This is a genomic window from Alteromonas gracilis, from assembly GCF_036870955.2.
GTDB classification, from domain to species: Bacteria; Pseudomonadota; Gammaproteobacteria; order Enterobacterales; family Alteromonadaceae; genus Alteromonas; species Alteromonas gracilis_A.
In genome coordinates this window covers 4,211,524-4,237,064 of sequence record NZ_CP145482.2, presented here as the reverse complement: position 1 = coordinate 4,237,064, position 25,541 = coordinate 4,211,524, and the positions used below count along the sequence as shown (strand labels likewise).

General features: G+C 44.2%; 26 protein-coding genes and 2 pseudogenes. 22 read left to right on the top strand and 6 right to left on the bottom strand.

The features are described from left to right. The first annotated feature begins 1 nt into the window (after nucleotide 1). Entirely contained in the window at nucleotides 2–334 is a 333-nt protein-coding gene (locus tag V6N89_RS20390; protein ID WP_346993180.1) for a hypothetical protein, read from the top strand. Here the strand turns inward: V6N89_RS20390 and V6N89_RS20385 are convergent. Then, nucleotides 318–1,103: a transporter substrate-binding domain-containing protein gene (locus tag V6N89_RS20385; RefSeq protein WP_338519202.1), complete on the bottom strand. Its 786-nt coding sequence runs from the start codon at nucleotides 1,101–1,103 to the stop codon at nucleotides 318–320. The two genes, V6N89_RS20390 and V6N89_RS20385, sit on opposite strands and share 17 nt — an antisense overlap. 305 nt (nucleotides 1,104–1,408) lie before the next feature. On the opposite strand from V6N89_RS20385, the gene V6N89_RS20380 reads away from it, so the two are divergent. The 13 genes and pseudogenes from V6N89_RS20380 (at nucleotide 1,409) to V6N89_RS20320 (ending at nucleotide 14,281) form a co-directional block, all read left to right on the top strand. After that, nucleotides 1,409–2,599, top strand: coding sequence for an efflux RND transporter periplasmic adaptor subunit (locus V6N89_RS20380; RefSeq protein WP_346993179.1), 1,191 nt, complete (start codon nucleotides 1,409–1,411; stop codon nucleotides 2,597–2,599). Between the two features lie 3 nt (nucleotides 2,600–2,602). Next, a pseudogene (locus tag V6N89_RS20375) lies at nucleotides 2,603–3,320 on the top strand (ABC transporter ATP-binding protein). Further along, nucleotides 3,317–4,930, top strand: coding sequence for an FtsX-like permease family protein (locus V6N89_RS20370; RefSeq protein ID WP_338519200.1), 1,614 nt, complete (start codon nucleotides 3,317–3,319; stop codon nucleotides 4,928–4,930). The pseudogene V6N89_RS20375 and the gene V6N89_RS20370 overlap by 4 nt, the downstream one beginning before the upstream one ends. Continuing rightward, nucleotides 4,905–5,789 carry an FtsX-like permease family protein gene (locus tag V6N89_RS20365; protein WP_346993178.1) on the top strand — a complete coding sequence of 295 codons (885 nt, stop codon included), beginning with the start codon at nucleotides 4,905–4,907 and terminating at the stop codon, nucleotides 5,787–5,789. Before V6N89_RS20370 ends, V6N89_RS20365 begins: the two co-directional genes overlap by 26 nt. Before the next feature lie 82 nt (nucleotides 5,790–5,871). Continuing rightward, a complete protein-coding gene (locus tag V6N89_RS20360) occupies nucleotides 5,872–7,269 on the top strand; it encodes a sigma-54-dependent transcriptional regulator (RefSeq protein WP_338519199.1) in 1,398 nt (465 codons plus the stop codon). Further along, the gene (locus V6N89_RS20355; RefSeq protein WP_338519198.1) at nucleotides 7,256–8,545 is read left to right on the top strand and encodes a sensor histidine kinase; all 1,290 of its coding nucleotides are present in this window, start codon (nucleotides 7,256–7,258) and stop codon (nucleotides 8,543–8,545) included. The genes V6N89_RS20360 and V6N89_RS20355 overlap by 14 nt, the downstream gene beginning before the upstream one ends. 135 nt (nucleotides 8,546–8,680) lie before the next feature. After that, nucleotides 8,681–9,025 (top strand): hypothetical protein, encoded by a 345-nt coding sequence (locus tag V6N89_RS20350; protein WP_346993177.1) that lies wholly within the window; start codon nucleotides 8,681–8,683, stop codon nucleotides 9,023–9,025. A 38-nt stretch (nucleotides 9,026–9,063) separates the two neighbouring features. Then, nucleotides 9,064–9,657, top strand: coding sequence for an ABC transporter substrate binding protein (locus V6N89_RS20345; RefSeq protein WP_346993176.1), 594 nt, complete (start codon nucleotides 9,064–9,066; stop codon nucleotides 9,655–9,657). Nucleotides 9,658–9,675: 18 nt separating this feature from the next. Beyond that, the gene (locus V6N89_RS20340; protein WP_346993175.1) at nucleotides 9,676–11,397 is read left to right on the top strand and encodes an ATP-binding response regulator; all 1,722 of its coding nucleotides are present in this window, start codon (nucleotides 9,676–9,678) and stop codon (nucleotides 11,395–11,397) included. After that, a complete protein-coding gene (locus tag V6N89_RS20335; RefSeq protein WP_338519192.1) occupies nucleotides 11,384–11,581 on the top strand; it encodes a response regulator in 198 nt (65 codons plus the stop codon). The genes V6N89_RS20340 and V6N89_RS20335 overlap by 14 nt, the downstream gene beginning before the upstream one ends. A 102-nt stretch (nucleotides 11,582–11,683) precedes the next feature. Beyond that, on the top strand, nucleotides 11,684–12,757 hold the full coding sequence (locus V6N89_RS20330) for a GGDEF domain-containing protein (RefSeq protein WP_338519191.1): 1,074 nt from the start codon (nucleotides 11,684–11,686) through the stop codon (nucleotides 12,755–12,757). Between the two features lie 214 nt (nucleotides 12,758–12,971). After that, the gene (locus V6N89_RS20325) at nucleotides 12,972–13,355 is read left to right on the top strand and encodes an outer membrane protein transport protein (RefSeq protein WP_346993174.1); all 384 of its coding nucleotides are present in this window, start codon (nucleotides 12,972–12,974) and stop codon (nucleotides 13,353–13,355) included. 26 nt (nucleotides 13,356–13,381) lie between these two features. Beyond that, nucleotides 13,382–14,281, top strand: a complete 900-nt coding sequence (locus V6N89_RS20320; protein WP_431189815.1) for an OmpP1/FadL family transporter — start codon at nucleotides 13,382–13,384, stop codon at nucleotides 14,279–14,281. Between the two features lie 50 nt (nucleotides 14,282–14,331). On the opposite strand, the gene V6N89_RS20315 is transcribed toward V6N89_RS20320, so the two are convergent. Beyond that, the gene (locus V6N89_RS20315; RefSeq protein WP_338519189.1) at nucleotides 14,332–15,216 is read right to left on the bottom strand and encodes a LysR family transcriptional regulator; all 885 of its coding nucleotides are present in this window, start codon (nucleotides 15,214–15,216) and stop codon (nucleotides 14,332–14,334) included. 401 nt (nucleotides 15,217–15,617) lie between these two features. Between V6N89_RS20315 and V6N89_RS20310 the strand changes: the two genes are divergently transcribed. Further along, complete coding sequence (locus tag V6N89_RS20310; protein WP_338519188.1) at nucleotides 15,618–16,643, top strand: 5'-methylthioadenosine/S-adenosylhomocysteine nucleosidase; 1,026 nt, start codon at nucleotides 15,618–15,620, stop codon at nucleotides 16,641–16,643. Nucleotides 16,644–16,724: 81 nt separating this feature from the next. On the opposite strand, the gene V6N89_RS20305 is transcribed toward V6N89_RS20310, so the two are convergent. Continuing rightward, nucleotides 16,725–17,168, bottom strand: coding sequence for a DUF2721 domain-containing protein (locus tag V6N89_RS20305; RefSeq protein ID WP_338519187.1), 444 nt, complete (start codon nucleotides 17,166–17,168; stop codon nucleotides 16,725–16,727). A gap of 201 nt (nucleotides 17,169–17,369) precedes the next feature. Here V6N89_RS20305 and V6N89_RS20300 point away from each other — a divergent pair, with 201 nt between their 5' ends. Further along, complete coding sequence (locus V6N89_RS20300; protein WP_346993173.1) at nucleotides 17,370–19,451, top strand: TonB-dependent receptor; 2,082 nt, start codon at nucleotides 17,370–17,372, stop codon at nucleotides 19,449–19,451. 197 nt (nucleotides 19,452–19,648) lie between these two features. Then, nucleotides 19,649–20,942: pseudogene (locus V6N89_RS20295) on the top strand (NAD(P)/FAD-dependent oxidoreductase). 51 nt (nucleotides 20,943–20,993) lie between these two features. Here V6N89_RS20295 and V6N89_RS20290 read toward each other — a convergent pair. Beyond that, a complete protein-coding gene (locus tag V6N89_RS20290) occupies nucleotides 20,994–21,560 on the bottom strand; it encodes a YceI family protein (protein ID WP_338520178.1) in 567 nt (188 codons plus the stop codon). 19 nt (nucleotides 21,561–21,579) lie between these two features. Then, on the bottom strand, nucleotides 21,580–22,107 hold the full coding sequence (locus tag V6N89_RS20285; protein WP_338519186.1) for a cytochrome b: 528 nt from the start codon (nucleotides 22,105–22,107) through the stop codon (nucleotides 21,580–21,582). Nucleotides 22,108–22,352: 245 nt separating this feature from the next. Between V6N89_RS20285 and V6N89_RS20280 the strand changes: the two genes are divergently transcribed. The 5 genes from V6N89_RS20280 (at nucleotide 22,353) to V6N89_RS20260 (ending at nucleotide 24,429) form a co-directional block, all read left to right on the top strand. Continuing rightward, entirely contained in the window at nucleotides 22,353–22,676 is a 324-nt protein-coding gene (locus tag V6N89_RS20280) for a hypothetical protein (protein ID WP_338519185.1), read from the top strand. Between the two features lie 41 nt (nucleotides 22,677–22,717). After that, a complete protein-coding gene (locus V6N89_RS20275) occupies nucleotides 22,718–22,891 on the top strand; it encodes a hypothetical protein (RefSeq protein WP_338519184.1) in 174 nt (57 codons plus the stop codon). After that, nucleotides 22,891–23,217 carry a hypothetical protein gene (locus tag V6N89_RS20270; RefSeq protein ID WP_346993172.1) on the top strand — a complete coding sequence of 109 codons (327 nt, stop codon included), beginning with the start codon at nucleotides 22,891–22,893 and terminating at the stop codon, nucleotides 23,215–23,217. Before V6N89_RS20275 ends, V6N89_RS20270 begins: the two co-directional genes overlap by 1 nt. A gap of 219 nt (nucleotides 23,218–23,436) precedes the next feature. After that, a complete protein-coding gene (locus V6N89_RS20265) occupies nucleotides 23,437–23,886 on the top strand; it encodes a hypothetical protein (protein WP_346993171.1) in 450 nt (149 codons plus the stop codon). Nucleotides 23,887–23,994: 108 nt separating this feature from the next. Further along, a complete protein-coding gene (locus V6N89_RS20260) occupies nucleotides 23,995–24,429 on the top strand; it encodes a hypothetical protein (protein ID WP_346993170.1) in 435 nt (144 codons plus the stop codon). 63 nt (nucleotides 24,430–24,492) lie between these two features. Here the strand turns inward: V6N89_RS20260 and V6N89_RS20255 are convergent, their stop codons facing one another. Next, nucleotides 24,493–25,422, bottom strand: coding sequence for an alpha/beta fold hydrolase (locus tag V6N89_RS20255; protein WP_338519180.1), 930 nt, complete (start codon nucleotides 25,420–25,422; stop codon nucleotides 24,493–24,495). Nucleotides 25,423–25,541: the final 119 nt, after the last annotated feature.

The window sequence follows — 25,541 nt, the reverse complement described above, 5'->3', positions numbered from 1 at the left end:
CGTGAAAGCGGGCGTGGTAATCGCTCCCGCAATACTTCACGCTTTCGAGCCTGAATCAATGACTGCTATTGAGACGCCAACGCTGTTTATTACAGGAACACAAGATACCATTGCGCCAAGTGAACCCAATGCTATTTACGCCAACGCACTATTGCAACAAAGTGAGGTTAAAAGCATTGAGCACGCTGGCCATTACAGTTTTTTGTCGACATGCACAGACTTTGGTAAGACAACTCTTGAACACCTTTGCCACGACAGCGAAAAAGTGACTCGCCGCGATATCCATGACCGCGCTATTGCGCACATTGTACCGTTTCTTAAAAAGCACCTTTAGGTGGTTCTCGTAGCGACATTTGATCATCAATGATAGACATAAGCTCGTTGGCATTAGGATGGCGCTTAGAAATGATGATGTGCACAGGCAGCTCCATCAGTAAGTCTACGGTAAGTGTTTCATCAAAAGCGTCTGAGCGCTCGTTAAGATAGGTAAGGAAGTAAGGAAGTTTGTCTAGTTCAACGAGGCGCATTCCTTGAGAAAAAGTCGCCACATTGTAGCGTTTTGAAAGTGGATGTTGTGTCTGCAAAAAGCGCTCGATATACGAAAATGTGTTGTCTGTTATGGCCGCATATGCCACGGAACGCATTTGCTCAATCTGCGTTATGGGCGGCGTTGCTTGTTTTCGAATTGCGCTTAAGTTAATGCTGTAAAGAGCTTCTTCGCTGACTAAAAATTGACGTTGCAGTGCTTTTGTTGGGCTTACCGCCGTGCTGATGTCGTAGCGCCCAGCGTGTAGGTTATCCACGCCTCTATTTATTGAGTCAAAAGCAAATGCAATCTTGTAGTTTGACTGCTGAAAAAGCGCAAGAGCACGAGTAATAGCGATGCCTGAAGCTTGCCCTTCTTCGTCTATAAATTCAAAAGGAGGCTGGTTGGAGTAATAGTAGGTTATTGTAGGCGGCACTAATGAGGCTTCTGCATACGCACATTGCGCCCCTAGTACGTTTAACAATGCAGCAACCCACACAGCATGCAAACATACAGTGAGCTTAAGTAAGCGTGAAAGCCCTGTCATGCGCTGTATTATAAAAACGTATGTGGACATAAACATCTTGTCTCTTAACGATCGTCTTTAACTACCTTGACGCTAAGTATAGTTGATAAAGCGCAACTTAACCGCGAAAAGGGAGTGCTGCTAAAACAAAAGAGAGCATTAGCGAACAGTATTGTTCGATATCGAACTCAGCGTAGATTGCGTACCTTGCTCGATAGATTTAAGTTTATGAAATATATCCCTTTTTTATATTGGCATGCCTTTTTCATTGTCTGCTGTAAATGAAAAGGGAAGAGCAATATGAAAATTGAAATAGCACAGAAAAAGTCGTTTAAACGCTGGTATGCAATAGGCTTATGCATAACTGCCATCGCTTGCGTTACTTTTTTCTCGATGATGAAAATGCGCTTGTCGTTTCTGCTAACGATGTTGATATTTTGAAAGTAGAGCAAGGGAATGTAGATTTGTTTAGCCAAGCATTTGGCGAACTGTTTTCAGAGCAAGAGCGCTTGCTAACCTCGCAAGCGGCAGGGAAAGTTGCAGAGATTTACCTTCGGCCAGGCACTCAAGTTCAGCCAGATACGGTTATCTTGTCACTTACTAACCCAGAGTTAAACCAGTCCTATCAATCAGCGTTAGGTGATTATAACGCGAGAAAAGTTCAGCTTGAATCGTTTGAATTAGAACAACAAAACGAGCGATTAGATTACAGAAGCCGAATGGCCGACATTGAGGCCGCCTTAGAGCGTGCCCAGCTTGACTTGAGTGTAAATACACAGCTATCCGAACGTGGTGTATCAGCTAAGCTTGAAATTCAGCGTGCAGAATTAGCGGTAAAGCAAGAAGCGAAAAAGTTAGAATTTGAAAAGCAAAAGTACGAACACTTCCTCAAAGTGCAGGCATTTCAGCTTAAGCAACGCCAAATTGAACTTGAGCAACTAAATCAGCAAGTAGCCTTGTTACAACACCAGCTGGACGACATGCAGGTAAAAGCTGGTATCCATGGAACGCTTCAAAGTTTGGACGTAGAGATAGGTCAAACTCTGCCACAGGGTAGCGTGTTAGGCAGAGTGGGGTCAGTTGATAAGTTATTGGCTAGGTTGCGCGTACCACAGCATCAAGCTGACCAAATCACCGTTGGTGCTCCCGTCGAATTAACCACGCGTAAAGGGCAAATTTCCGGTGAGGTCAACCTTATTGAATCGGTAGTTAACAACGGTGTGGTTATCGCAGAAGTGCGACTGACCAGCGCACTTCCCTCTGATGCAAGACCCCTAGCCCCAGTCACCGGACAAATTTTTATAAAAACGCAACACGATGCGCTTTATGTGACCCAGCTCGCCGGACTAAGGCCGCTGTCACAGCTAGACAGGTTTGTTGTAACCAATGACCAAAACCAAGCAGAAAAACGACGAATTCAATTGGGCGACCTTACAAAAGGCAAGCTCATCATACAATCGGGCATAGCCGCAGAAGAGCGCTTTGTCTCACAAATGCAAGACGCGTGGACAACACACGACACAATGACAATCAGACAAGAGGGATAAGCAATGAGTAATCAAGCTGTAGTTAGCATGGAAAACATTCATAAAAAGTACGTAGGTTCAGAAATTGAAACGCATGCCTTACAAGGCGTTTCACTTAACATTTATAGCGGCGAATTTGTTGCTATCACTAAGCCCGTCTGGTTGCGGAAAATCCACACTACTTACCATCATGGGGCTGCTTGACAGTGCAACAGACGGTAATTTCCAGATCAGTGGCATTAATACGCAAGGTTTGACGGTAGACCAAAGAACGCAGGTGCGAAACCAGCATATTGGGTATGTGTTTCAGTCATTTAACCTAATTGACAGCATGACAGTATTTGAGAATGTCGCGCTTCCTCTAGAGCACAGAGGCGAAAAGCCTGATGTTATAAAGGCTGCTGTTGTGGATGCGCTAGATAAAGTGGGCATGCAGCACAGAATCAACTACAAGCCTAATCAATTGTCGGGTGGACAGCAGCAGCGCGTGGCAATTGCTAGAGCGCTGGTAGGAAAGCCTGACTTAATGTTAGTTGATGAACCTACCGGTAACCTTGATACCAAAAACGGTGATGCGGTGATGAAGTTATTGATGGAGCTTAATCAGCAAGGCTCGACCATTGTTATGGTGACTCACGATAGCCGATATAGCGGCCTAGTTAACCGACAAATACAGTTGCTTGACGGCAAAATAGTGGGTGAAAAGCAGGTGCAATTCGAGCGTGAGCAGGGGGTTGCATGAAACTCTATATCAACGCATTTAAACAAGGCATAGCGCGGATTTTTACCCTTCCTCGCTTAAGTCTGCCACTTATTTCTACCTTAGGGTTAACGCTGGCTGCAGTACTTACCGTAGTAGCGGTTGCTAATACACTGCTGTTTAAGCCTTTGCCTGATGTGGATGAAAATAATCTCCATAACGTGGATTTACAGCTAGCATTTCAAAAGGGCTTTGATGTTCCGTTTCTTAGCGATCTGCGAAGGATTGCATCAATGCAAGAGTACTTTGGAGAACAGTTAGATTGGGCCTATTTTTCGCCGCGAAATACGAACGTAAGCATTGTAAATAGCGAGCTCGAAGTAACAATGATTAATGCCTCTATGGGAACCCCCGAGGTACTTGGGCTTACATTATTGAGTGGTGCTAGCAGCAAAGCTGATAACGCAGAAGAAGGCGTATGGATATCGAAAGGTTTGTGGCAATCGTCTTTTGCAAGCGTTACCGATTTATCTAATACACGACTAAGGCTTGAAGGAAATGAATATCCCGTATTAGGTGTTTACGATAATTTTAAGAGTATTAATTCACCTAGTTTAAGAGGCGATGTTGCAAGTAACCAAGTATGGCGATTTCGGTCACTAGAAAATAGTTTGGCTTCTCCAGATTCTCTCAACTTGAATCTTGGTCCACTCACAGTTGTGCGAGGACCCGAGAGTGCCCTGCCTAAGGCTGACGAAATCGTTCAATGGTTTTCAGACTATGTTGATGAGGCAATTACCGTTGATGGCGCTAGAGAATTTTTCAAAAGCAAACAGGTAACTGCTCATACATCTACCTATCGTGATGCGTTTATCGGCGATAGTGAACAGCTGGTTTTTGTTTTGATTATTGCGATGATCAGCTTGCTTGTAATGGCGTGTTTGAATTTGCTCAATATGTTTATCGCCCACTATCAAAGTCGAAACAAAGAGTTTGCCATTCAAATATGCATGGGTGCATCGCTCAGCAAACTTAGGGCACTTATTTTCGTTGAAAATCTTCCGATGTTTCTTATGGCGAGCTTGCTTGGCCTTATTTCTGCAGGCTGGTTAATTGAAGCCTTACCAATACTTGCAGGCGATAACCTACCTTTACTCGACCAAATTTCGGTGAATATGGGAAGTGTATTTATAGCGCTGGCTTTTATCATACTTATTAATATTGTATTCGCGGCTGTAGCATTACTCTACGTGGATAAAACGGCGCTCACTGAAAGCCTGAACTCTAGTGGTAAAGGAACACCTGCACAGCAAAAGCAAACGGTAAGTAAACTGCTAATGGTTGTACAGTTGTCGTTGGCATGCGTTTTACTTACAACAGCGAGTGTTTCGGTGAAGGATAGCTATAACAATGCATATAGGAGTCTTGGTTACAATATGCTTAACGCATATGAAGTCAGTATGCCAGTGACAGACGAAACATGGCAGGCATCTCTTGAAGAGTACGAAACTTATCAGGGAAGTGAATGGCAGCAGTTGAGAAGTGAGATGGTGGAGCGTCTATCAACACTTGGAGGTGATATTTTTGATATCAACGCACTTCCGCTTACAAATAACGTGTCGATAAGTGTTTTTCCTGATTCTGAAACCTAGTGAATCTGTGATGATTCGTCCCATGATGTGGGATGAAGGAATGCTTGATGCTTTTGGAATTCCAGTGATTGTCGGACGAGACTTAACTAAAGAGGACATGGGTTTGCCCAATGTACTTGTGTCGCAATCATTTGCAATGGAGCATTCCAACGATACTGAATGGATGTCAATTGTTGGTAGTGAGGTTAAATTAGGGGAAGATGACGATGATATCTTCACAGTAGTGGGCATAGTTCAAGATACTGTTCCTATGCCTTCAAGCAGTCAAAATGTGGGGGCACCCGAGATTTACTATAGTAGCCCTACAAGATTAAGCTTTAACACGCTATCTGCTGTGGTTATTATGCCTAACGGTGAAACCCTTGACGTTGAGCAAGTGGCTGGCGTATTAAACGGCTTAGATCCAAGACTGGGTGAGGTTAGTGTAGAGTCCATGGACGAGCGTTGGGAAGCCGTCACGCAAGCCACTCGGTTGAATATGGTGGTGATCGCCGGGTTAGCTGTGCTTACACTTATGCTTGCTGTTATCGGTGTCTCGGGTTTAAGCCAGATGACCGCTGCTCAGAGAAGTTATGAACTTGCGGTTAGAATGGCCACGGGCGCTAAGCAGTTTAGGTTACTGAAGCTCTTAATGAAAGAATCACTATGGATGCTGGTGGTTGGTTTAAGTCTTGGTGCAATTGCAGGTGTTGTTGCCTACGATTACATGCTGGGTTTGTTTGAAAGTGCACCATCACTTGATTGGACTGCTGCAGCAACAATTAACGTTGTTCTGGCGTTGGCGATGTTGGTGTCTGTCGCTATTCCTGGCTGGCGCGTCATTCGTAAAGACCCCATTCGAGCGCTAAGAGAGTTGTAAATACCACCGTTGTATTTGCATTTATAAACCTCGAGAGGCCCCAGCATAGAGATAGCGCGGGGCCCAGTTTTAAAGGAGTAATATGCCAGTTACAAAAGGGCTCGTGGTTGTCGTTGACGATGATGAGGATATTCGTCTAGCGCTGTCTATGTTACTGACCAATCAGGGATATCAAGTGTTAGAAGCACCTGATCCTAGTGCTTTAGCGCGCGTTGTTGCGCAACAAAGGCCAAGCCTTGTGTTGCTCGATATGAATTTCAGCAGAGACACCACAAGTGGTGGGGAAGGGTTGGAAATTCTTACGTTGTTAACGCAGCAACACATCCCTACCGTGTTAATGACGGCATGGGGAAACATTGAGCTTGCGGTAAAAGGTATGCAGTTAGGCGCAGCCGACTTTATTGAAAAACCTTGGGATAATCAAAAGCTTGTCGACCTGGTGGATAAGCATATTTATGCGAGTGCATCTTCTTCCAATAAACTCGCGTCTACGGGTAAAACGTCTCGTAAAACTACAATTAATCGTACCAAGTCTAGTGCATGGGTAGCCCATTCACCGAGTATGCAAGCGCTTGAAGCCATGATAGAGCAAGTGGCTGACACGCAGGCAAGCGTTCTTATCTTAGGCGAAAATGGCACAGGCAAATCGCTATTGGCCGAGCGCCTTCATTACTTGTCGGGTCGACGCAATGCGCCATTTGTGTCGGTAAATATGGGGGCTATTCCAGAAAACCTTTTTGAAAGCGAGCTTTTTGGGCATGTGAAAGGAGCGTTTACAGACGCTAAAGAGGCGCGAACAGGTCGCTTTGAACTTGCTCAGCATGGCACGCTATTTTTTGATGAAATTGGAGCGCTTCCCCATGGCGTTCAACCTAAACTTTTACGCGTGCTAGAAAATAATGAGTTTGAGGCAGTGGGTTCAAGTGCCACGCAAAGTGCCGATGTCAGAATTATTAGCGCAACTAACGCAGATTTAAACGACATGGTAGAAACCGGGGCGTTTCGTCGTGATCTTATGTTTCGTCTGAACACCTTTATTCTGTCACTCCCTCCTCTTCGCGAGCGACAAGACGACATTTCACCCCTTTCCCGTCATTTTGTTGATACATTTGCCGCAAAGTATCAAAAGGAAAATCTGGTACTGAGTGAAGACGTGGAAAAGTTGCTAGTAAATTATTGGTGGCCCGGCAACGTGAGAGAGCTAGGTCACGTCATCGAAAGGGCAGTGATATTGTGTCGAGAAAACACCATTTTGCCTTCGCATATCATGTTGCCAGAGGGCAACGCGCCATCTTCAGAAACATCTCCTAATACGCTCAGAGCGTTAGATGATGTAGAGTTTGAAATGATCACGCAGGCACTTAAAAAGTATCAAGGTCATGTCAGTAAAGCCGCTGCAGCATTAGGTATTTCTCGAAACGCACTTTACCGCAGATTAGAAAAGTATCAGCTAAAGAAAGAGGACTTTGAAATTGAATAATGGCCGTTATTCAACCGAGTCGAAAATAAAACTTACTCTTTGCTGTCTGGTTATTGTTCTGCTTGGCTTGGCGGCAGCTATTGGGATGCTGCTAGACTGGTCTTTCCTTGCTGTTTTAACCTTACTTTTTTTCTTGTCCTACCCACTATGCTGGGGGGCGTGGAAAGTGTGGCAGTTCTGGCGTAGTTCATTGATGCGCATGACAGCGTATGTACAGAGTATCAACATGGGGGAGTCTGGCGTTGGATTAGCAGAGCGAGGTCATTCTTCCCTTATCGATGAGTTAGTCGTTGAGATAGAGCATTTACATTCGAAAAGCCATGCGAACAATGCGTCTAACCAATTACTTTCTATATTGTTTACTCAACTATTTGAAGATACTCCTCTTGCAGTTATCGCTTTTGATGACGATTTTTCGCTTATATACGCAAATCGCGAAGCCTATGCCATAAACGAGATAAGCCTGTTGCAAGGTATGCAGGCTACCCAACTAGGTTTTACCGTTAGCAAAGAGCAAATTTATCATCCGGCACTTGCGAAAAATTGGCGTTGTCAGTCGAGCGCACTTAACTACATGCAGCAAACTGCTTATTTATTCACGGCAGTCAACATTGCAAATGAATTAAAGCAAAGTGAGCAGGCGGTGCAAAAGAACCTTGTTAGGGTACTTAGTCATGAGTTGCGCAATACGTTAACGCCAATGTCGTCAATGGCACAGACGCTGCTATCGATGCCGCAATGGGATATCGAGCAAGTTAGAAAGGTGCTGACAAGGGTCAAAACCCGATCGGATGGGCTTTTAAACTTTGTTGAGCGATTTGCTGAGGTGGCCAAAATTCCCGAACCTCGTATGGAGCGATTTGCATTAGATGGGCTGATTGAGCAACTGAAATCTTTGTTGAGAGAGAAAGATACGCTACGCTTTGTCGGGCAAAATAGCTGTAGCGGTGACCCACAACTATTAGCCCAGGTGCTGATTAATCTGGTTAAAAATGCCATAGAATCGGTGGAATCTGGCCCCGCTGAAATAGAAATTCAATGCTATATGAAAGGCACCCAACAACATTTAATCGTCTCTGACAATGGCGAAGGTTTTTCCAATATTGAGAATGCCGTTACCCCACTTTTCACAACGAAGCTCCACGGTGCAGGCATAGGGCTTACTTTTGTAGAATCTGTTATCAGCAAGCACGGTGGAAAACTTAAGTTATCAAACAAAATGGACCGTGGCGCTGAAGTAGAACTTATTTGGCCACTGCACCGCGCACAGTTATGAGCAATCGCCGAATATTTGCCACCAACTTCCTATGAAATCAAAACGAATCAACATATGATGTCATGCAAGTTTGATTGATGATGTTTAAGTGATTAGGTAAGCAATGGTGAGGATGTGTAGTGCCTTGTTCTTTTTTTGTTCAGTTCCCTGCTACTGGCAAAAGAGACGCTGAATATAGCGGTAATTGAAACCTTGCCTGTCAATATTGTTACAGAGTCTCGTCTAGCGTTTACAGAAGAGCTACGTCGGTTACTACCTAATCAGCAGATAGAGTTTTCTGTCTATAATGCACAAGCATCAGAGCAAACTGCCGCAGACATTCTTACCTCTCTTGAAACATTATCACCGCCTGATTTAATTGTTTCTGTGGCGACGTTAGCAACGCGTGCACTGTATAAGTCCGACGCGTTTCTTGAGACGCCTAAGCTATTTATGGTGGTATCTGCACCTGTTGAGGAAGGCATTGTGCTTAGGCATTAGGTGAAGTTAGCCCTCGAAATATTACCGGTGAATCTCATGTGCTCGATGCAAAAGTGAAACTGGATATGCTAGACGGCATTCTAAGAGCATCAAACGTTCCAGAGCCCCTTACCATTGCATTGGTGCATTCAACTTACCCTTCTTCGACCAATGCGGTGAATCACCTGATGGCATTGGAAGATGACTACGAAAATATTAATCTGGTTGCGGTAAGTACACCTTTTATTGAGGGGCGTGACGGATTGCTAGAAATGGCATCGGACATTGCCACGTCGTTACATGAATATGAAGGGACGCTAGATGGTTACTGGCTCTCATCGGGGCCCCTTGTGGAATTGGACGGCTTAGTTGAAAAACTGTTTGAAGAAAACCAATTGCTTCCACTTTTTGCAGAAAATATTGAGGCCGTGAAGGAAGGCGCCTTAATTGGTGTAGTATCTGAGCCTGAAAGTATCGGTAAATCCGCGGCACAAAAAGCAAAGTTAATTCTAGAAAGAAAGTCGGCAAGAGATATTCCTGTGACTAAAATGGACGCTTACACCGTGGCAGTCAACGTTTCAACTGCCATTAAGTTACAGCTGCCAATTCCTTCGAACTATTTGAAGTTGTCTAAGAATCATATCTACCAATAAGGCCATCAAAAAGTACTCATGCGTATTAAGTCAAAGCTTCTTGTTATTTACATCCCTATTCTATTGCTTGGGATGGCACTGACTGGCTATTGGGCATACCTCACAGCTTACGAGTCGGTCAAAGAGCGTGAATATAAACTGTTAACCCAAACGCTCACCCTGTCTGTGCTTAAAATGATCGAAGAGCGCAGGGAACTTTTGATTGACACCGGCTTAGAGAATGAACCTGTTTTTACCAACGCTTATCAGAACGAAGTGTTTGAAGAGTTAAAGCTGCTTAATCAGACAACGGGAAGGCATTTTTCTGTTAGTAATCAAGGCACGGGTGATATTGTTTTCAGCACGCTCAGTGAAAGTGCTGTGCCCGATACCGACGATGCACAAAAGTCGACAATAGCTGGCTTATTAGTGGCGTTTGGCGAGTCATATTCGAATAATCAGCGTGTATTGTTTGCTTGTGCAAAGTTCGAACCTTGGCAATGGAAAGTGACCGTAATACAGCCAGCGAATGCATTACAAAGCTCGTTGTCAAAAATAGCCTGGATGACTGCGCTGGTCATCTTATTTGCAGTTGCCACGGTAAGTTTGATTATGGGGCGCGTCACTCAAGTATTGGTCTTGTCCCCCATCGAAAAGATAAAGTCGGCTGCAAGTCGCATTGCCAAAGAACATAAAGCGGTAGACATTGCCTTAGAACAAGACGATGAATTAGGAGAGTTAGCGCGTGATGTTGAGCTTATGTCTGGGAAGATTGAACAGTATGTTGCTCAAGCTCAGCAAGCCAATAAAGCGAAGACTGACTTCTTAGCCGTAATGAGTCATGAGATTAGAACACCGCTAAACGGCATTCAGGGCTTAGCCACATTGCTGCTCGATACACCGTTGTCTGACAAACAGCACCGATACGCCACTGACTTGCGAGCGTCAGCTACTATCCTTGCCAATGTCATTAATGACGTACTCGATTTATCAAAAATTGAGTCAGGTATGTCTGAAGTTGACGTTACTGAGTTTGATTTAGACAGCATGTTGTCAGATCTAATTACACTATTGGGCACCAATGCTAGCGCAAACAATACCTCGCTGAGTTACAAAAGTAAGCAGCTGTCGTCAGTCTTGGTGACGAGTGATATCACTAAGCTGCGTCAAATTGTGATCAACTTAGTGAGCAATGCCATTAAGTTCTCGCACAAAGGTAGCGTCACGGTAACGGCAAAACTGAAAAAGCCATCAACAGCTGCCACCGCAGAAAATAATCTCGTTATCTCAGTAAAAGATACGGGTATTGGCATAGAGCCTGAACGTCTAAATCATATATTTGATAAGTTTACCCAGTCTGATTCTTCCATCACGCGCAAATACGGTGGAACGGGTCTTGGTTTGTCTATTGCAAAACAGCTTGCACAGTTATTGGGTGGGGATATTAAGGTTGTTAGCACTGTCGGTGAAGGCTCATGCTTCACTGTTACAGCAGTTGTGCAAACGCGTACTGTTCCTGAAGCCTTGCCCTCGGGGTCTGAGAATAATGTTAGTGGCTTAAAGCATATCCCCGATGGGCTTCGCGTGTTGTTGGCGGAAGACAATGCCATCAACGCTGTGGTAGCGCAAGCACTGCTAGAGCAGCTAAATTGCGAGGTAGAGCACGTAGACAACGGCTTAAAAGCGGCTACTCGAGTGGAAGAGGGCGGCATCGACGTTGTCTTTATGGATGTCCATATGCTTAGTCATGGATGGTATTGAGGCCACTCGCCGAATTCGTAAAATTAGCGGTGATAATGCCATGGTACCCATTATTGGACTAACAGCGGAAGCATTCAAAGAGCGCCATAAGTTGTTTAAAGAAGCTGGTATGGATAACATCGTGACCAAACCAGTAACGCTTGAAGCCCTAAAAGCAAGTTTGCAGGTTTTGTGGGCCCATTGACGTTTTCTGTGGACGCAAAAGCGAAACGTGCACGTTATACTAAGCTAAGGGAAAGACAATATTCGTCGATATAGAAACTAGCATTAGTTATGGGTGAAGTACGTGAAGCTAAATAAAGCCAGTGAGGTAATTCGCCTACGCGTAGCACTTATTATTGGTGCATGTCTTGTACTCGGCTTTATGGTGGCTGACTTCATATTGCTACCTGATGTCATGCACAAGCTTTATATTTTCGACCGATTACTGCTTCAGCTACCTATTATTCTTATAATGGTGGTTGCGTCTTTTTGGCGACAATTTGCCAGTTGCAAACACTACCTATTCACCTTTCTGCTTCTGTCTTTGACCTACAGTAACTATTGGCTTATTTGGGCATGCTGGCGAGACTTTCAGTTTGTGTTTCCCTATGAAGGCACTATCTTGTACGCGTTTTTTTGCGTGTTTGCATTGGGAATACCTTTTAAACTTGCCTTCTTTGCCGCCACACTCAACATTATGGGCTTTTTGTCTTTGATGTGGGTGGCACCCGTCTATGGTGACAGGGTCGGTATTTCTATTGCATTTGTTTGCGGCTCTCTCTTCATATGTGCATATGCTAAGTATCGGCTAGACCGTAGCGTCAGCTTACTTGAGCAAAGTAACAACAGATTACTTAAGTTGAGTAAGTTTGACCCCTTATCTGATCTCCTAAATCGTCGAGCATTGCGAGAATTAAGCGTAAAGCTTCTATCAGTAAGTAAGCGCCATAAAGTCTCAATGGCGGTCTTTATGTTGGACTTAGACGACTTCAAAAAATACAACGACAGCTTTGGTCACCAAGAAGGCGATGAAGCAATTAAGCTACAAGCAGACATGATGCGTACCGTTTTCAAACGCGAGACTGATATCCTAGGGCGCTATGGTGGTGAAGAGTTTATTGTAGTTGTCAGTGAAGTAGATAAGCAGCGAGTGGTATCCTTGTGTAACGCGCTATTAGCGCAATGGAAGGAGGCTAAACTGCCCCACGCCAAAGACGCTAAACACAGTATTATGAGCTGTTCAATTGGCGCAGTGCTGGCAATGGACGTCAAAGACGTCAAATTAGATACCCTAATTGATAAGGCTGACCAAGCACTCTATGAAGCAAAAGAAAAAGGAAAAGCCTGCTTCGAGCTTCAGGAGCTTGCTAATTTATAGGCCACAGCAAAGATCGTTGCGGCGGCTGTTAACAAGTTGATGATCTTGCGTTAACTCAATTTTATCAAACTTGTTTATAAATGCGTCGAACGTGTTCGTATAATTGTAAAAAATGAGATAAAAGTGCGTAAATAGCGTTTACTTGCATTGAACAAAAGTACTCACATCCGTAGAATGCCCCGCTGCAATTTTCCCCTATTATTATGAGTATCTTATGAAGCAACAGTTTTCTTTACGTGCCTCAGTTTGTTTAGCGCTTGCTACTTTAGCCTCTTCTTCAGCGCTGGCTGCGGGTTTCCAAGTTAACGAACACAGTGCAAATGGCCTCGGTCGTGCTATGGCAGGTCAAGCCGCAACGCCTGAAAACGCCTCTATCCTTGCTACAAATCCGGCCGCCATTGGCGTATTCGAAGAAGCTGAGTTTAGTGCTTCTGTTAGCTTTATCGATCCTAATGTGGATATCAGTGGTTCAGTTGACTATCAATTAGGCGGTCAAACTGTGGGAATGGCAGACGCCAGTGAAGCGGATATAGCGGATACTGCTTTTGTCCCTGGCTTCTTTTACACTCGCCCAGTGAACGAGAAAGTGTCTGCTTAGGTTTTGGTGTTTTCACAACGTATGGTCTGCGCTCAGATTATGGCGACGATTTCAATGCGCTTCACTTTGCTGATACAGCAGAGGTAAAAACTGTCTCGTTTAATCCAGCAGTTTCATACAAAGTTAATGAAACACTAATGGTAGGTTTTGGGTTAAGCGCAACCTTTGCCGATGCTGAAATTAGCTCTGCGGTATCACCTAGTTTGTCGCCTATCTTAAGTGGTGCACTTCAAACTACGGTACCGTCTACAACGTCTATTTTTAAGCTTGAAGGAGATGATTGGGGCTACGGTTGGAACGCGGGTATTTTCTGGCAACCAACTGACATGACAAACATTGCATTTTCTCATCGCGCAGAAACTAAGCTTGAGCTGAGTGGTGCAGTAAGTTCAAGCTTAACCGCTAGTTTAAATCAGCCGGGAAGTTTAGATCTAAACTTAGCGGCAACGACAGAGCTTGCTGTTAATCAAAAAATTAACCAACAGTGGTCAGTGCAGGCGAGCGTTGTATTCACTGATTGGAGCACCTTTGAGAAACTTGAAGCTAACCTAGCAGATGGCACCGATTTTCTTATCAAACAAGAAAACTTTGATGACTCAATGCGTGCAGCATTCGGTGTTACTTACATCATGAATGATGAAATTACGCTTCGTGCAGGTTATGCCTATGATGATGGTGTAGTAACCGTAGAAAACCGTTCGCTAAGTATTCCTGACACTGACCGTCATTGGGTGTCTGGTGGCTTAACTTACACAATGAGTGACAATACATCGATTGATGCTGCTTACGTGTTTATTGATGGTCGCAAAGCTGACATTGATAAAACCCGAGCACTTAATGCTGATGGCTCGTTTACTTCAACGTTTGTTGGTTCTCAGTCTGCTACTGCTCACATTCTAAGTGTTCAGTTAAACACGCGTTTCTAATAAAAGCATAAGCTAACTAAGAAAAATGGCAGCCGTTGGCTGCCATTTTTTTATATTTGCGCAAAGAGGTTTTGTAAGCAGTCTATTGCAGCACTAATTTTTTTCGGGATCCGGTCACGCTTAGGCGTAACGGCATACACAGTGTAATCGGGTAGTGACCAGTCGTCTAAGAGCGTTTTCATTTCTCCTGTGCTAAGCAAGTGCCTAACTTCAGGCTCTGGTAACACGGCGAAACCCACACCATCGCGAGTTAATTGAATCAAGGTTTGCATTGAATTGACGTCGATTCGCGACGCATTCAGATCAAAGTCTACCTCTTCATCATGTCGCATTGTGTAAGCATCGATATTGCGGTGGCTAATGTAGGTATGTGACTTTAATTGTTCAGGCGAGTTTAATGGTGTGTTGGCAAGCGGGTGTGAAGCTGAGACACAGAGCTTGCGCTGCCATGTTGCTAAGGGCAGGCTGCTGAAATTGGTGTCTGAAACGGGCTCGAAGCACAATACCAAATCTGCTCCATGGGTAATGATATCTTTAAGCTCGTCGGTCAGCGTGAGTGAAACGGAAAGCTGTGGAAACGTTTTGCAAAGCATATTTAAAGGTCCACTTAGCAAACCACCCCCAAATCCCTCTGGCGCGACAATATTTATTTTACCTGTTGGGTTGTCTTGCAAACTTTCTATTTGCTGCTGTGCAAGCAACGCATTGTCGAGCATTTTTTTACAGTTATCGTAATAAATTCGACCTGCTTCAGTTAGGCTCATGTTACGCGTGTTTCTATTAAACAGACTGAGTCCAATGTCTTCTTCTAATTTTCTGAGCTGTTGGCTTATTGCGGACACTGTCATTTCGAGTTCGCGTGCTGCAACACTCATGCTCCCGCTATCAGTTACAGTAACGAACACCTGTAGTGAGCGTATTAATTTTGAATTCATGGCGCCTTCTTCATCCTTTCAATGGCCTTTTTTTCACTGTCGCTTCCATTTTTATTCTAACGTGAGCCGACACTCATAACTGTAACAATTTGAATAAGCGGACGCACTCTTGCATGTAGCAAAAAGCTGACAGTCTTTTATTCTATTAAAATTTTGCGTTGAAGTAGCTATAACCACCGCATTTTATCGCGATTGACCGCTTTTTATTTTGTCTTTACCCGATCTTCGTTTTTTGTTTTATGTGTTTTTAATGAATATTCATGCACAATTAATGTGCTTTTTGTGAATTTGTAGCTAATTTGTGTTCCTTTTGTTTTAAAAAAGTAAAACCGCATTTTTCTTCTTTTAAAGTCGAATCAAAGTGATAGATTAATGAAAAAACCAAACAGAGCGTGTTAAAAATGAAACAGTGTCGCGTAATATTTTTGATGATATTGAGTTCGCTATGGCTTAGTGGCTGCGTAATTATTCAAAAAGACGTCTTAGAAGAGCAAAGCCCTCAATTTGGCCCTGCCAGCTTTGAAGAACCTGCCTTTACCGCCATTACTGTTGCTTACGCGCCTGAAATGGAAGGGATTCTTAACAGAATAGAGAGTGATCCCGATGCGTTTATTCATACCACTACAACGATTAAGGGCGTGACCTACCGCTTAGGTACTTATCACGATGAGCCGATTTTGGTATTCGCGACGGGAATGAGTATCGCGAATGCAGCAATGACAATGCAGATGGCGCTTGACTACTTTCCGGTAAAACAAGTGGTGTACATGGGTATAGCTGGGGCTGTAAATCCTAAGTGGCAGCCGGGGGACGTGATTGTCCCTGCACGCTGGTACTATCACGATGAGAGTGTATACACCAACGAAGACCCAAATAATCCGGGCAAGTATATTTTGCCTGAATACTACGCGAAGTTCATGGAAGAACAGGAAGCGCGCCGCGCTGTGGACCCCCATCTACCGCACTATAAGCCTTTCCAATTTATTCACCCAGATGAAGTGCTAATTGTTAAGGAAGGTATGGATAAACCAAAAGATACGGCCTACTTTAGTGCCACCACTCGACTATTAGCGGCAGCTAAAAAAGCGATAAAGACAATGCCTCAACAGCGAGTGTTAGATGAGCGAGATGCAAAACTGTTTGTGGGTGGAAACGGCATTACAGGCTCTGTGTTTATGGATAACCGCGAGTATCGTAAATGGACTAGGGAAGTATTTAATGCCGAAGTAACTGAGATGGAGTCTGCCGCCATTGGCCAGGTCTGCACGGTAAATAATGTCGATTGGGTAATTGTTCGTGCGATAAGTGACTTGGCAGGAGGTCAAGAAGGCGTGAACGTTGAGAACAAGTACGACAAAGAGGTGTCTCGCATTGGCGCCAATGTTCTATTTTCAGTATTAGACACCATTGCGGATGACGAGCGCTAACATATAACGCCAAGCACCGTAAAATGCGAGCGGGGATAATGCCTTTTCGCATTTTACGTTTTGGTTAAAAGGCAATGGTGCTCAACGAATGGTACGAACCAGTTTGATGGTATTGGTTGCCAATTTTACTTCTATAAGAAACACCACGAGCGCACTGATAAGAAACATCATCGCTAGCACAAACAAAACAATGACGGGTGTTTTCAAATCTACCACCCAAAGTGAACCTGAAAACAAGGCCATGATAACGGTGCACACCATAAGTCCTGCCGCCACACACAAGCCTATTGCCCAGTTGATGACCTGAACCCTGCGCCACAATACTTTGATTTCAGCTTTTGAGCGGTCAACAATGATTGGGTCTGAAAGTGTATGTATTTGTTGTTCAGCAACCCGAACCCTATCTGATATACGGCCCAAGCGCGAAGACATTACATTCAAAAAGCCTGCAATCCCAGTGAGAAGAAATACAGGGGCAACAGCAAATTCGATAAGTTGAGAGAGGCTGGGTATAAGCGTATCCAACGGTATCCTCCAAGTGAAGTTTTGTTTACGTCATCATTATTTTTTTGGGTTTTCTGTCGCAGCAAACACTATGCCACGGGTAAGCGTGATTTACGGAAGTGCGGTGCTGGTCTTTAAATTATCGGTTTTTAACGTATGTTCAGGGGCTTACACGGTACAATACTCTATACTACGCCAGTTTTTAAAATCTGAGGATAAAAAATGACCTTAAAGCCGTTATCCCCGTTGTCGCTACTAGCAACCGCAGTAGCACTGCATTCTGCTATGGTAAATGCTGCAGATGAACAAACAGCAAAAATAGAGCGGATTGAGACAACGTCTAGCCGCATCACGGCAAAGGCTGGTGCACAGGGTTATTTAGTGTCTTCGATAACAGATGAAACATTATCTTTGCTTTCGCTTCAGCATATTCAAGAAGCCTTAAATTATGTAGCGGGCGCGGGTGTGCAACGAGGCAATGGGCAGGAATACTTACCGGCATTGCGCTCCCCCGTACTTACAGGCGCGGGCGCATGCGGCGGAATTTTGGCTGCAGAAGATGGTATTGCACTTCGCGCGGCGGGCTTTTGCAACATAAACGAACTGTTCGAAGCACATGGTGAAATGGCAGAGCGAATTGATGTGTTGAAAGGCCCTGCTTCACCGCTTTATGGCTCTAATGCTATACATGGGGTCATTAATGTTATCACGCCAGATACAACAACAGGCCAAGGGCTTCTAAGCTATGACTACGGTTCGTTTGGCTTTAACAGGATTAAACTTCGCAGTGGTAAAGATTTCACTAACAGCGGAATTGGTATAAACGCTAGCATGACGCGAGACAATGGTTATCGCGATGGTGAAGGCGTTGATCAAGAAAAGGTGAACTTGCGCCATCGTCTTAACCTAGAAAACACAACAGTAACCACTGGCCTTACTTATACTAATTTGGACCAAGATACAGCGGGTTATATTACCGGATTTGAGAGTTACAAAGACGAGGATATTGCCCAGTCTAACCCTAATCCTGAGGCCTTTCGAAAAGCGAGAAGCATGAGGCTTTGGAGCAAGGTTGAAATGGGCTTTGAAGGCGGGCACCAACTGTCAGTTACGCCTTACTTGCGTGACCAAAGCATGGATTTTTTGATGCACTTCTTGCCTGGAAAACCGTTGGAAGAAAATGCACAAAAAGGCGTGGGTGTTCTCTCTCAGTTTAATTATATCGTGAGTTCCACATTTAACATTGATGTAGGCGTGGATGCTGAGTACACCGAAGGTGAACTCATGCAATCACAAAACGCGCCAACAGTCGGGTCAGCTTTTTTGGTCGAAACCGTACCCGTGGGCAGGCATTACGACTACGACGTTGAGGCTACACTTCTGGCACCATTTTTTGCGTTGAACTGGCAAAAAGGAAATTGGGATGTGTCTGTTGGTGGTCGATTTGAAAGTATGCAATACGATTATATCAACAACATGAATGTTGGTCGTGTAAGAGAAGACGGCACAGAATGTGGTTTTGGCGGATGCCGCTACTCGAGACCAGAAAGTGGCAAAAACGATTTTGACAACTTCAGCCCTAAACTGTCTGCAAGCTACCAATTAGACGATACCACGCAGCTTTATCTAGGTGTATCGAGGGGGTATCGCGCGCCACAAGCGACAGAGCTTTATCGCTTGCAACGGGCGCAACAAGTGGCTGACCTTGATGCCGTAACTGCCACAAACTACGAGGTTGGTATCAATGGACTAACGAACAATGGGCGCTACTCATTGGCAGTTTACAGTCTTAGAAAAGATAACGTCATCTACCGCAATAGCGATTTTTTCAATATTAGCAATGGCGAAACTTGGCACCGCGGTGTTGAGCTCACGCTAAGCCAAGCTATAACCGATAAATGGTCTGTAGATATAGCAGGTAGCTATGCGCGACACACTTATGAACATAGCCAGCTGCAAGGCGAAACGGATATCCAAGGTAATGATATTGATACCGCACCTAAACTACAGATGAATACCAGACTGAATTATGACTTCAGCAGTGCTGTGCGTGCTCAGCTAGAGTGGCAGCACATTGACAGTTATTTTACCGATGCAGAAAACGCGAACGAGTATGAAGGCCACGAACTATTGCATGCAAGAGTAAGCTTTGCACTAACTGATGGCGTGGTTATAGCTGCACGTGTTAACAATTTGCTTGATACCGAATATGCCGACCGTGCTGATTTTACAAGCTTTACTGGGCCACGATATTTTCCAGGAAGGCCGCGCAATTTTATGGTCAGCGCAACGTTTGACTTATAGCACTTACTTTTAGGCCTTGATGGTAAGCGCTTGTGCTAGTTCATAGACAGGCGTAATCTTAAGGTATTAGACCTTACTGTATTAATGAACTAACTACTCTAGCGCATGGGTTGCAGTCATACCACGTATAGCTTTTGCACGTTTTAAGTGTCACAAGCAGTGGTTATACGTGGAATGATTGTAAATAGGTAAAACCCATGCAGAAAATAGTTATAGTTGGTGGCGGTGCTGGTGGTCTAGAGCTAGCCAGTCGTTTAAGCCGCACCCTCGGGAGAAAAAAACAAGCCGAAATAACCCTTGTCGACCGAAGTCGAACCCATATCTGGAAGCCGCTATTGCACGAAGTGGCCATGCGGTGTCATTGATAAGCATTCAGACGGTGTGGATTACGCAATTCACGCTGCGGCGCATCATTATCGCTTTCAGCTTGGTGAAATGTGCGCACTCGATGCCGACTCACAAACCATCACGTTAAAACCTCTTTTTGATGAAGAGGGGGCACAAGTGTTGCCTGAACGTCACATTCATTATGATCAATTGGTGCTAGCCATAGGCAGCGTTAGTAACGACTTTGGTACGCCAGGTGTAGCCGAAAACTGCTACTTTTTGGATTCTTTGCTACAAGCGGAACGATTCCATCGCGCGCTTCTAAATCAGCTTATTCGAATAAATCAGCAAGAAGATAAAGATGCACGCATTGATGTAGCCATTGTTGGCGCTGGCGCAACGGGTACCGAGCTTGCTGCGCAGCTTCACCATGTTGCTAACTTGTCAAAAGCGTACGGTATGCCGGATATGTCGGCATCACGGTTAAAAATTACGATTGTGGAAGCCGGTGAGCGTATTTTGCCAGCATTACCTGAGCGTATAGCTAACTCTGCACGCAAAGCCCTCTATAAACTTGGCGTCGACATCAAAGAGCAAACCATGGTGGCTGAGGCTGACGAGCGAGGTTTGATCACTAAAGATGGCAGTCGTATCGATGCCGACCTTATGGTGTGGGCTGCGGGTGTGAAGGCCCCTGATTTCATCACCCGTATGGGGCTTTTTGAAACGAATCGCGCCAATCAAATTCTTGTCGATAAAACCTTGAGAAGTTCATCGCATAAAAACATATGGGTGCTGGGTGATTGCTGTGGCTTCCAGCAAGAAAATGGAAAATGGGTGCCGCCTAGAGCACAGTCAGCGCATCAAATGGCGGATATTGTCAGTTACAATATTAAAGCGCTGTTCAGTAATAAAGAGCCAAAAGCTTTTGTTTATCAAGACTATGGTTCACTGGTGCATCTTAGCAAATACAGTACAGTGGGCAGCTTGATGGGGTCGCTATCAAACAGCAGTATGTTTATTGAAGGGCGTCTTGCAAAGCTGGTGTATGTATCGTTGTACAACATGCATCAATTTGCAGTGCATGGAAAAACCAAGGGGGCGCTAAAGCTGTTGGTGAAAAAGCTCAGCCATGCTATTAGCCCTAAATTAAAGCTTCACTAGAAATAAAAAAGCCCCTTCACAAAAGGGGCTTTATATTTTGCTTTGCAATAATTATTGCTTAACGCCTTCAACATGTAGCTCAAGTTCTACGGTTTGTGACGCAGGACCTAAGTCATAATCAATGCCGTAGTCTTTTAGTGCAATTGTCGTGGTGCCTTCGAAACCTGCACGGTAGCCACCCCACGGATCTTTACCTTCACCAATCTTTTTGGCTTCAATGGTAATAGGCTTAGTCACGCCGTGTAAGGTGAAATTACCCATAACATCCATCATGCCGTTACCCTTGTCGGTTATCTTTGTACTAACAAACTTGGCTTCAGGGAAGTCACTGACGTTTAGAAAATCGTCACTTTTTAGGTGCTTATCTCTCTCTGCATGGTTTGAATCGATACTGTCAGTATCAATCGTTACCATGATTTTGGCATTGCTTGGCATTTTGTCATCATAAGTAAACGTGCCTTCAAAGTCATTAAATCGACCTGTTAGCCATGAATAGCCCAAATGCTGAATTTTGAAATTGATAGACGCGTGCGCGCCTTTGCTATCAATAACGTAATCAGCCGCTTGTACGGTGCTTAAAGACAGTGCTGCCGCTAAGGCAAGTGTTAACTTCTTCATCATTTCTCCTCAATTGTTTCTATCGAAGCCGTAACATCTGCTTCATCGTGTCGTCTTTGTTAAAAAAGTGGTGTTTTAATGCTGCGCCTGCATGAAGCACAGCTAGACCAATGAGAGACCACGCCAAGTAAAAATGCACTTCACCCGCTAAGTCCTCTTGATTATCAAAAAATTCGCCCAGCGAGGGGACAGAGAACCAATTGAATATCTCTATACCGCGCCCGTCAGCGGTCGAAATTAAATAGCCCGATGCAAACAACGCCAGTAAAAGTACGTAAATTAAGCCGTGACCTACTTTGCTTAACATCTTCTCGGCTTTACTCCCATATGAAGGTGGCCGGGCCGACATAAGGCGAGTAAGCAAGCGAAAAACAGTAACAAACAACAGTAAAAGGCCAACGCTTTTGTGCCAATGTGGTGCGGTTTTGTACCAATCACTGTAATAGGTGAGGTCAACCATCCACAAACCTGATGAAAACATGCCAATGACAACAATGGCACTTACCCAATGCACGATGATAATGGTGAAAGACCACTTGGTTTTCATTGTGTAACTCATTTCTTTATTCAGTGTTCACTAGTGTATGTCTTAAACGGTGAATTAAACATTGCAAATTTTCCGAGCAACCATCCTATTTTCCAGAATGTTCTGGGCAGGGTCTGTAAACAGACTTTGGCGTTTAACGACACGTTAATTCGGTTAAGTTAGGGTGTTAAACGTGAGAAAAGCTCCTATAGTTTAATGTGTATCAAAAACACTGCGTGTTTTTAAACGCAATAAGGCGCTCAGTTGTGCGTGTACCGTTAGTTGTATTGGCCTTAATTGTGCCTCTGTTACTGTCATCACTCGTCACATTCTCAGAACTTGGAGAAGAGCTCCGCGCGGCCAAACATAGCAGTAAAGTGAAGTCGGCAAGCTCGATATCGTTTTTCACCGCACAATGGGATTTCGAGGCGGATGAGTCACACTACGATGATATCGATAATGCTGCTTTTATTTCGTTTCGTTCTTTCACCGCTTTTTTAAATAGCGGTAACGATATTGCGTCGTTACGTAGCGTGCGTTATTACGCATTTTCATCTAGCCCTATTCGAGCGCCACCTTTGCATACTTAATCAAATCATCGTCTTACAATTTTTGATTAGGAGAATTAGGTATGCATGCCTTAAATCTATATAAAACTGAAACCATAGATACGTTGGCCTGGCCTGTGGTTGAAAACACCATAACTATTGATTCATCAGCGATGACGGTATTTACCGACTTTAAAAAGCATCTGCCTCATGTTTTAGATGGGCGGACGCTTAAACAACTAAAGTGGAAGCAATAATGCGGCAGTCCCATGTGAGAATGATGCTGGTGGTTAATAGTCAGAATCGGTTCATGGGTATAGTGACTAGCCACGATGTCGGTGAGCAGCAGTTGATTAAGCGAATGACCGAGTTAAACCTTTTACGTGATGAGTTGACGGTAAATGACTTTTTAAGACCGAAAACGTCTTTAATGTCGTTTGATTTTACGGAACTTGCACGCTCAACAGTGGGAGATGTTGTCGAAACATTAAAAGATTATGGCCAACAACATTGTTTGGTGATGGACAGAGATTCTCACGAAGTAAGGGGGTCATCAGTGTTAGTGATATTGCACGTGAGCTGAAACTTCCCCTTGATATACAGGGGCGTCCAACGTTTGCTGAGCTAATTACTATCCTCGCTGCCTAGTTGGCTATTTTTTTGAAGTGGACCATACTTTGAGTGCAGTGACATTATCTGCATTCAAAGTGCGGTTTTACGCCGACTTCGATGTTTTTTGTTATATTAACCAGGCCTGAAAAAGCTTGGTGAATGCAATAAGGAATTAAGTAGAGGCGAAATTATGAAGTACGCTCATGGTGAGTATGTGGTAAGCCGTTGTGGAGCGATAATGGCAGTTCAGGCACAAGGACCTTGGAATCTTGAGTGCGTAGTTAAATTTGCTGAAGATTACTTATCAGAAAGAGAGGGCCTAGCTGGAAATCGATGGGGAGATATTGTTTTCGTGACAGGCGAATCACTATTCGTTCCAGACGCTGCCGACGCACTTAAGTCTTTAGTGAAGAGTGTTATGAAACTGGGCTTAAGTCATATTGCGGTGGTGTTGGGTAACTCTACTGTGCGTTCATCCACTAAAATGCAATTAGAAAAAATATACAATAGTCTCGGGATTGCCCACGTTTTTGTTGAAACTAATGACCAGGCCGTACACTGGCTAGAAAGTGAAGGTTATTTGGTCGATAAAAGAGCACTTGCAATTCATTATCTCAAATCCCCTACAAACCCGAATTAAGTTACAGCGACAACTGGCCTTAGTGTTATGCAGAGCATGAATGGTACGTAAATAGCATTCAAACTATCAATATGGACAAACAATAGTGCAAAACATAGAGATAGAATTATGAACAGAACGCTATTTCCAACCAGTGTAGTCACTAAGGCATTTACATGGGCTTATCAAGAGCTTGGTCTAAATATCAAACAAGCATCTGATATTCTTGGAATTTCTCCTTCTTCTCTCGCGCAAACTACTTTGTTAGGTTTTGAAAGTGGCACGCAAGAGTACCGAATCCAGCTTGCCTTTATTCGAATGTATCATTTACTCATTACTGTGTCAGAAGGGGACAGTGATCAAATGCAGGTGTGGTTCAATAAGTACAATGGTGACCTTGAAACATCCCCTTTGTTATTGTGCACGCGTAGGAGCGGAATTGAGCAAGTTACTGACCAATTACGTCTCATGAAACAGAATAAAGCCGGCGGTATGGGGTCTATCGAGAATTTGGGCCAAAACATGGCTGCCTCTGATGCCACTCCATGTGTTGCTATTCACTAGAGCGTGTTGACCTTTGCCGTACGTTTTTGCAGTAAAGTGTACGGAAAGGTCAACACGCTCTAATTAAGCGAGTGATACAATACTCTTTATAAACTCGGCACATTCCCCAGGTTGGGTTATGGGGATCATGTGACCTGCCCCCTTTAATGTATGCGCTTTAGCGTTGGGAAGTTTTTCTATTACCGCTCTAGTGTGCTGGTCTGGGTCCAAAATGACATCGTCCTGTCCATATAAAACGCCAACGGGACAGGTAATTTCATTGTATCGCGTTCTCTGACGGTGCAAACTGCCTTGGGCAGATACGGTATCTCTACTACCTTCGTAAAAGCTTCTTGAGTGCAGCGCCAGTATTCCACCTCCATTAACTGCAAAGTCATTGGGTACAGCTTCGGGATGAAATATCTGGTTCACTTGTTTTTGTCCAAACTTGACCCGTAGTGGGCTAGCAAACGCTGAAGACACAGTTTTTCTTATAGGATCGTTTGGAATATACAGCATGGTTAGCGGCCCAGCGCCGCCCTTAAGCGGTGTGGTAAGGGGGCAGAGCAAAGAAACGGATGAAATGCGAGAAGGTGCATCAAGGGCTAAACGCAATGAAATTCCTCCACCCATAGAATGACCTACAAGTGCTGCTTTATCGATATTTTCCTTATCCATCCACTCAATAATCATTTTGCTTTGCTGTTCAAACGTGGCTGAGGTATGACCGTAGCGACTAGAGAATCCGCTACCAGGTCTGTCTATGCTATATACGGTGAAGTCGTCAGAAAGTATGTCTGCGAGCTCATCAAAGTTCTTGCTGTTACCTAGCAATCCGTGAATAAGGATTACATTGGGTCCTTTTCCTTTGACGTGCCAGTGAATTATACCGCCGCTGACGGTTGTGAGTTTGCCGCTCGGTGAAAAGCTCTGCTCAATGCCTTTGTCAATTTTGCTCGTAAAAAAGAGGCCAGCGACCAATAGCGCGACAAGTACAATAAAGAGTATAACCATGGGACTTCCCTAACCAACGTGTAATTTTTAACCTATCTATTCCCTTGAATAAGGTCAACAAACTCTTGGTTATCGATCAAAATAAATAAAGCATGCACAAGGTATCTAGAGCTAGCCCG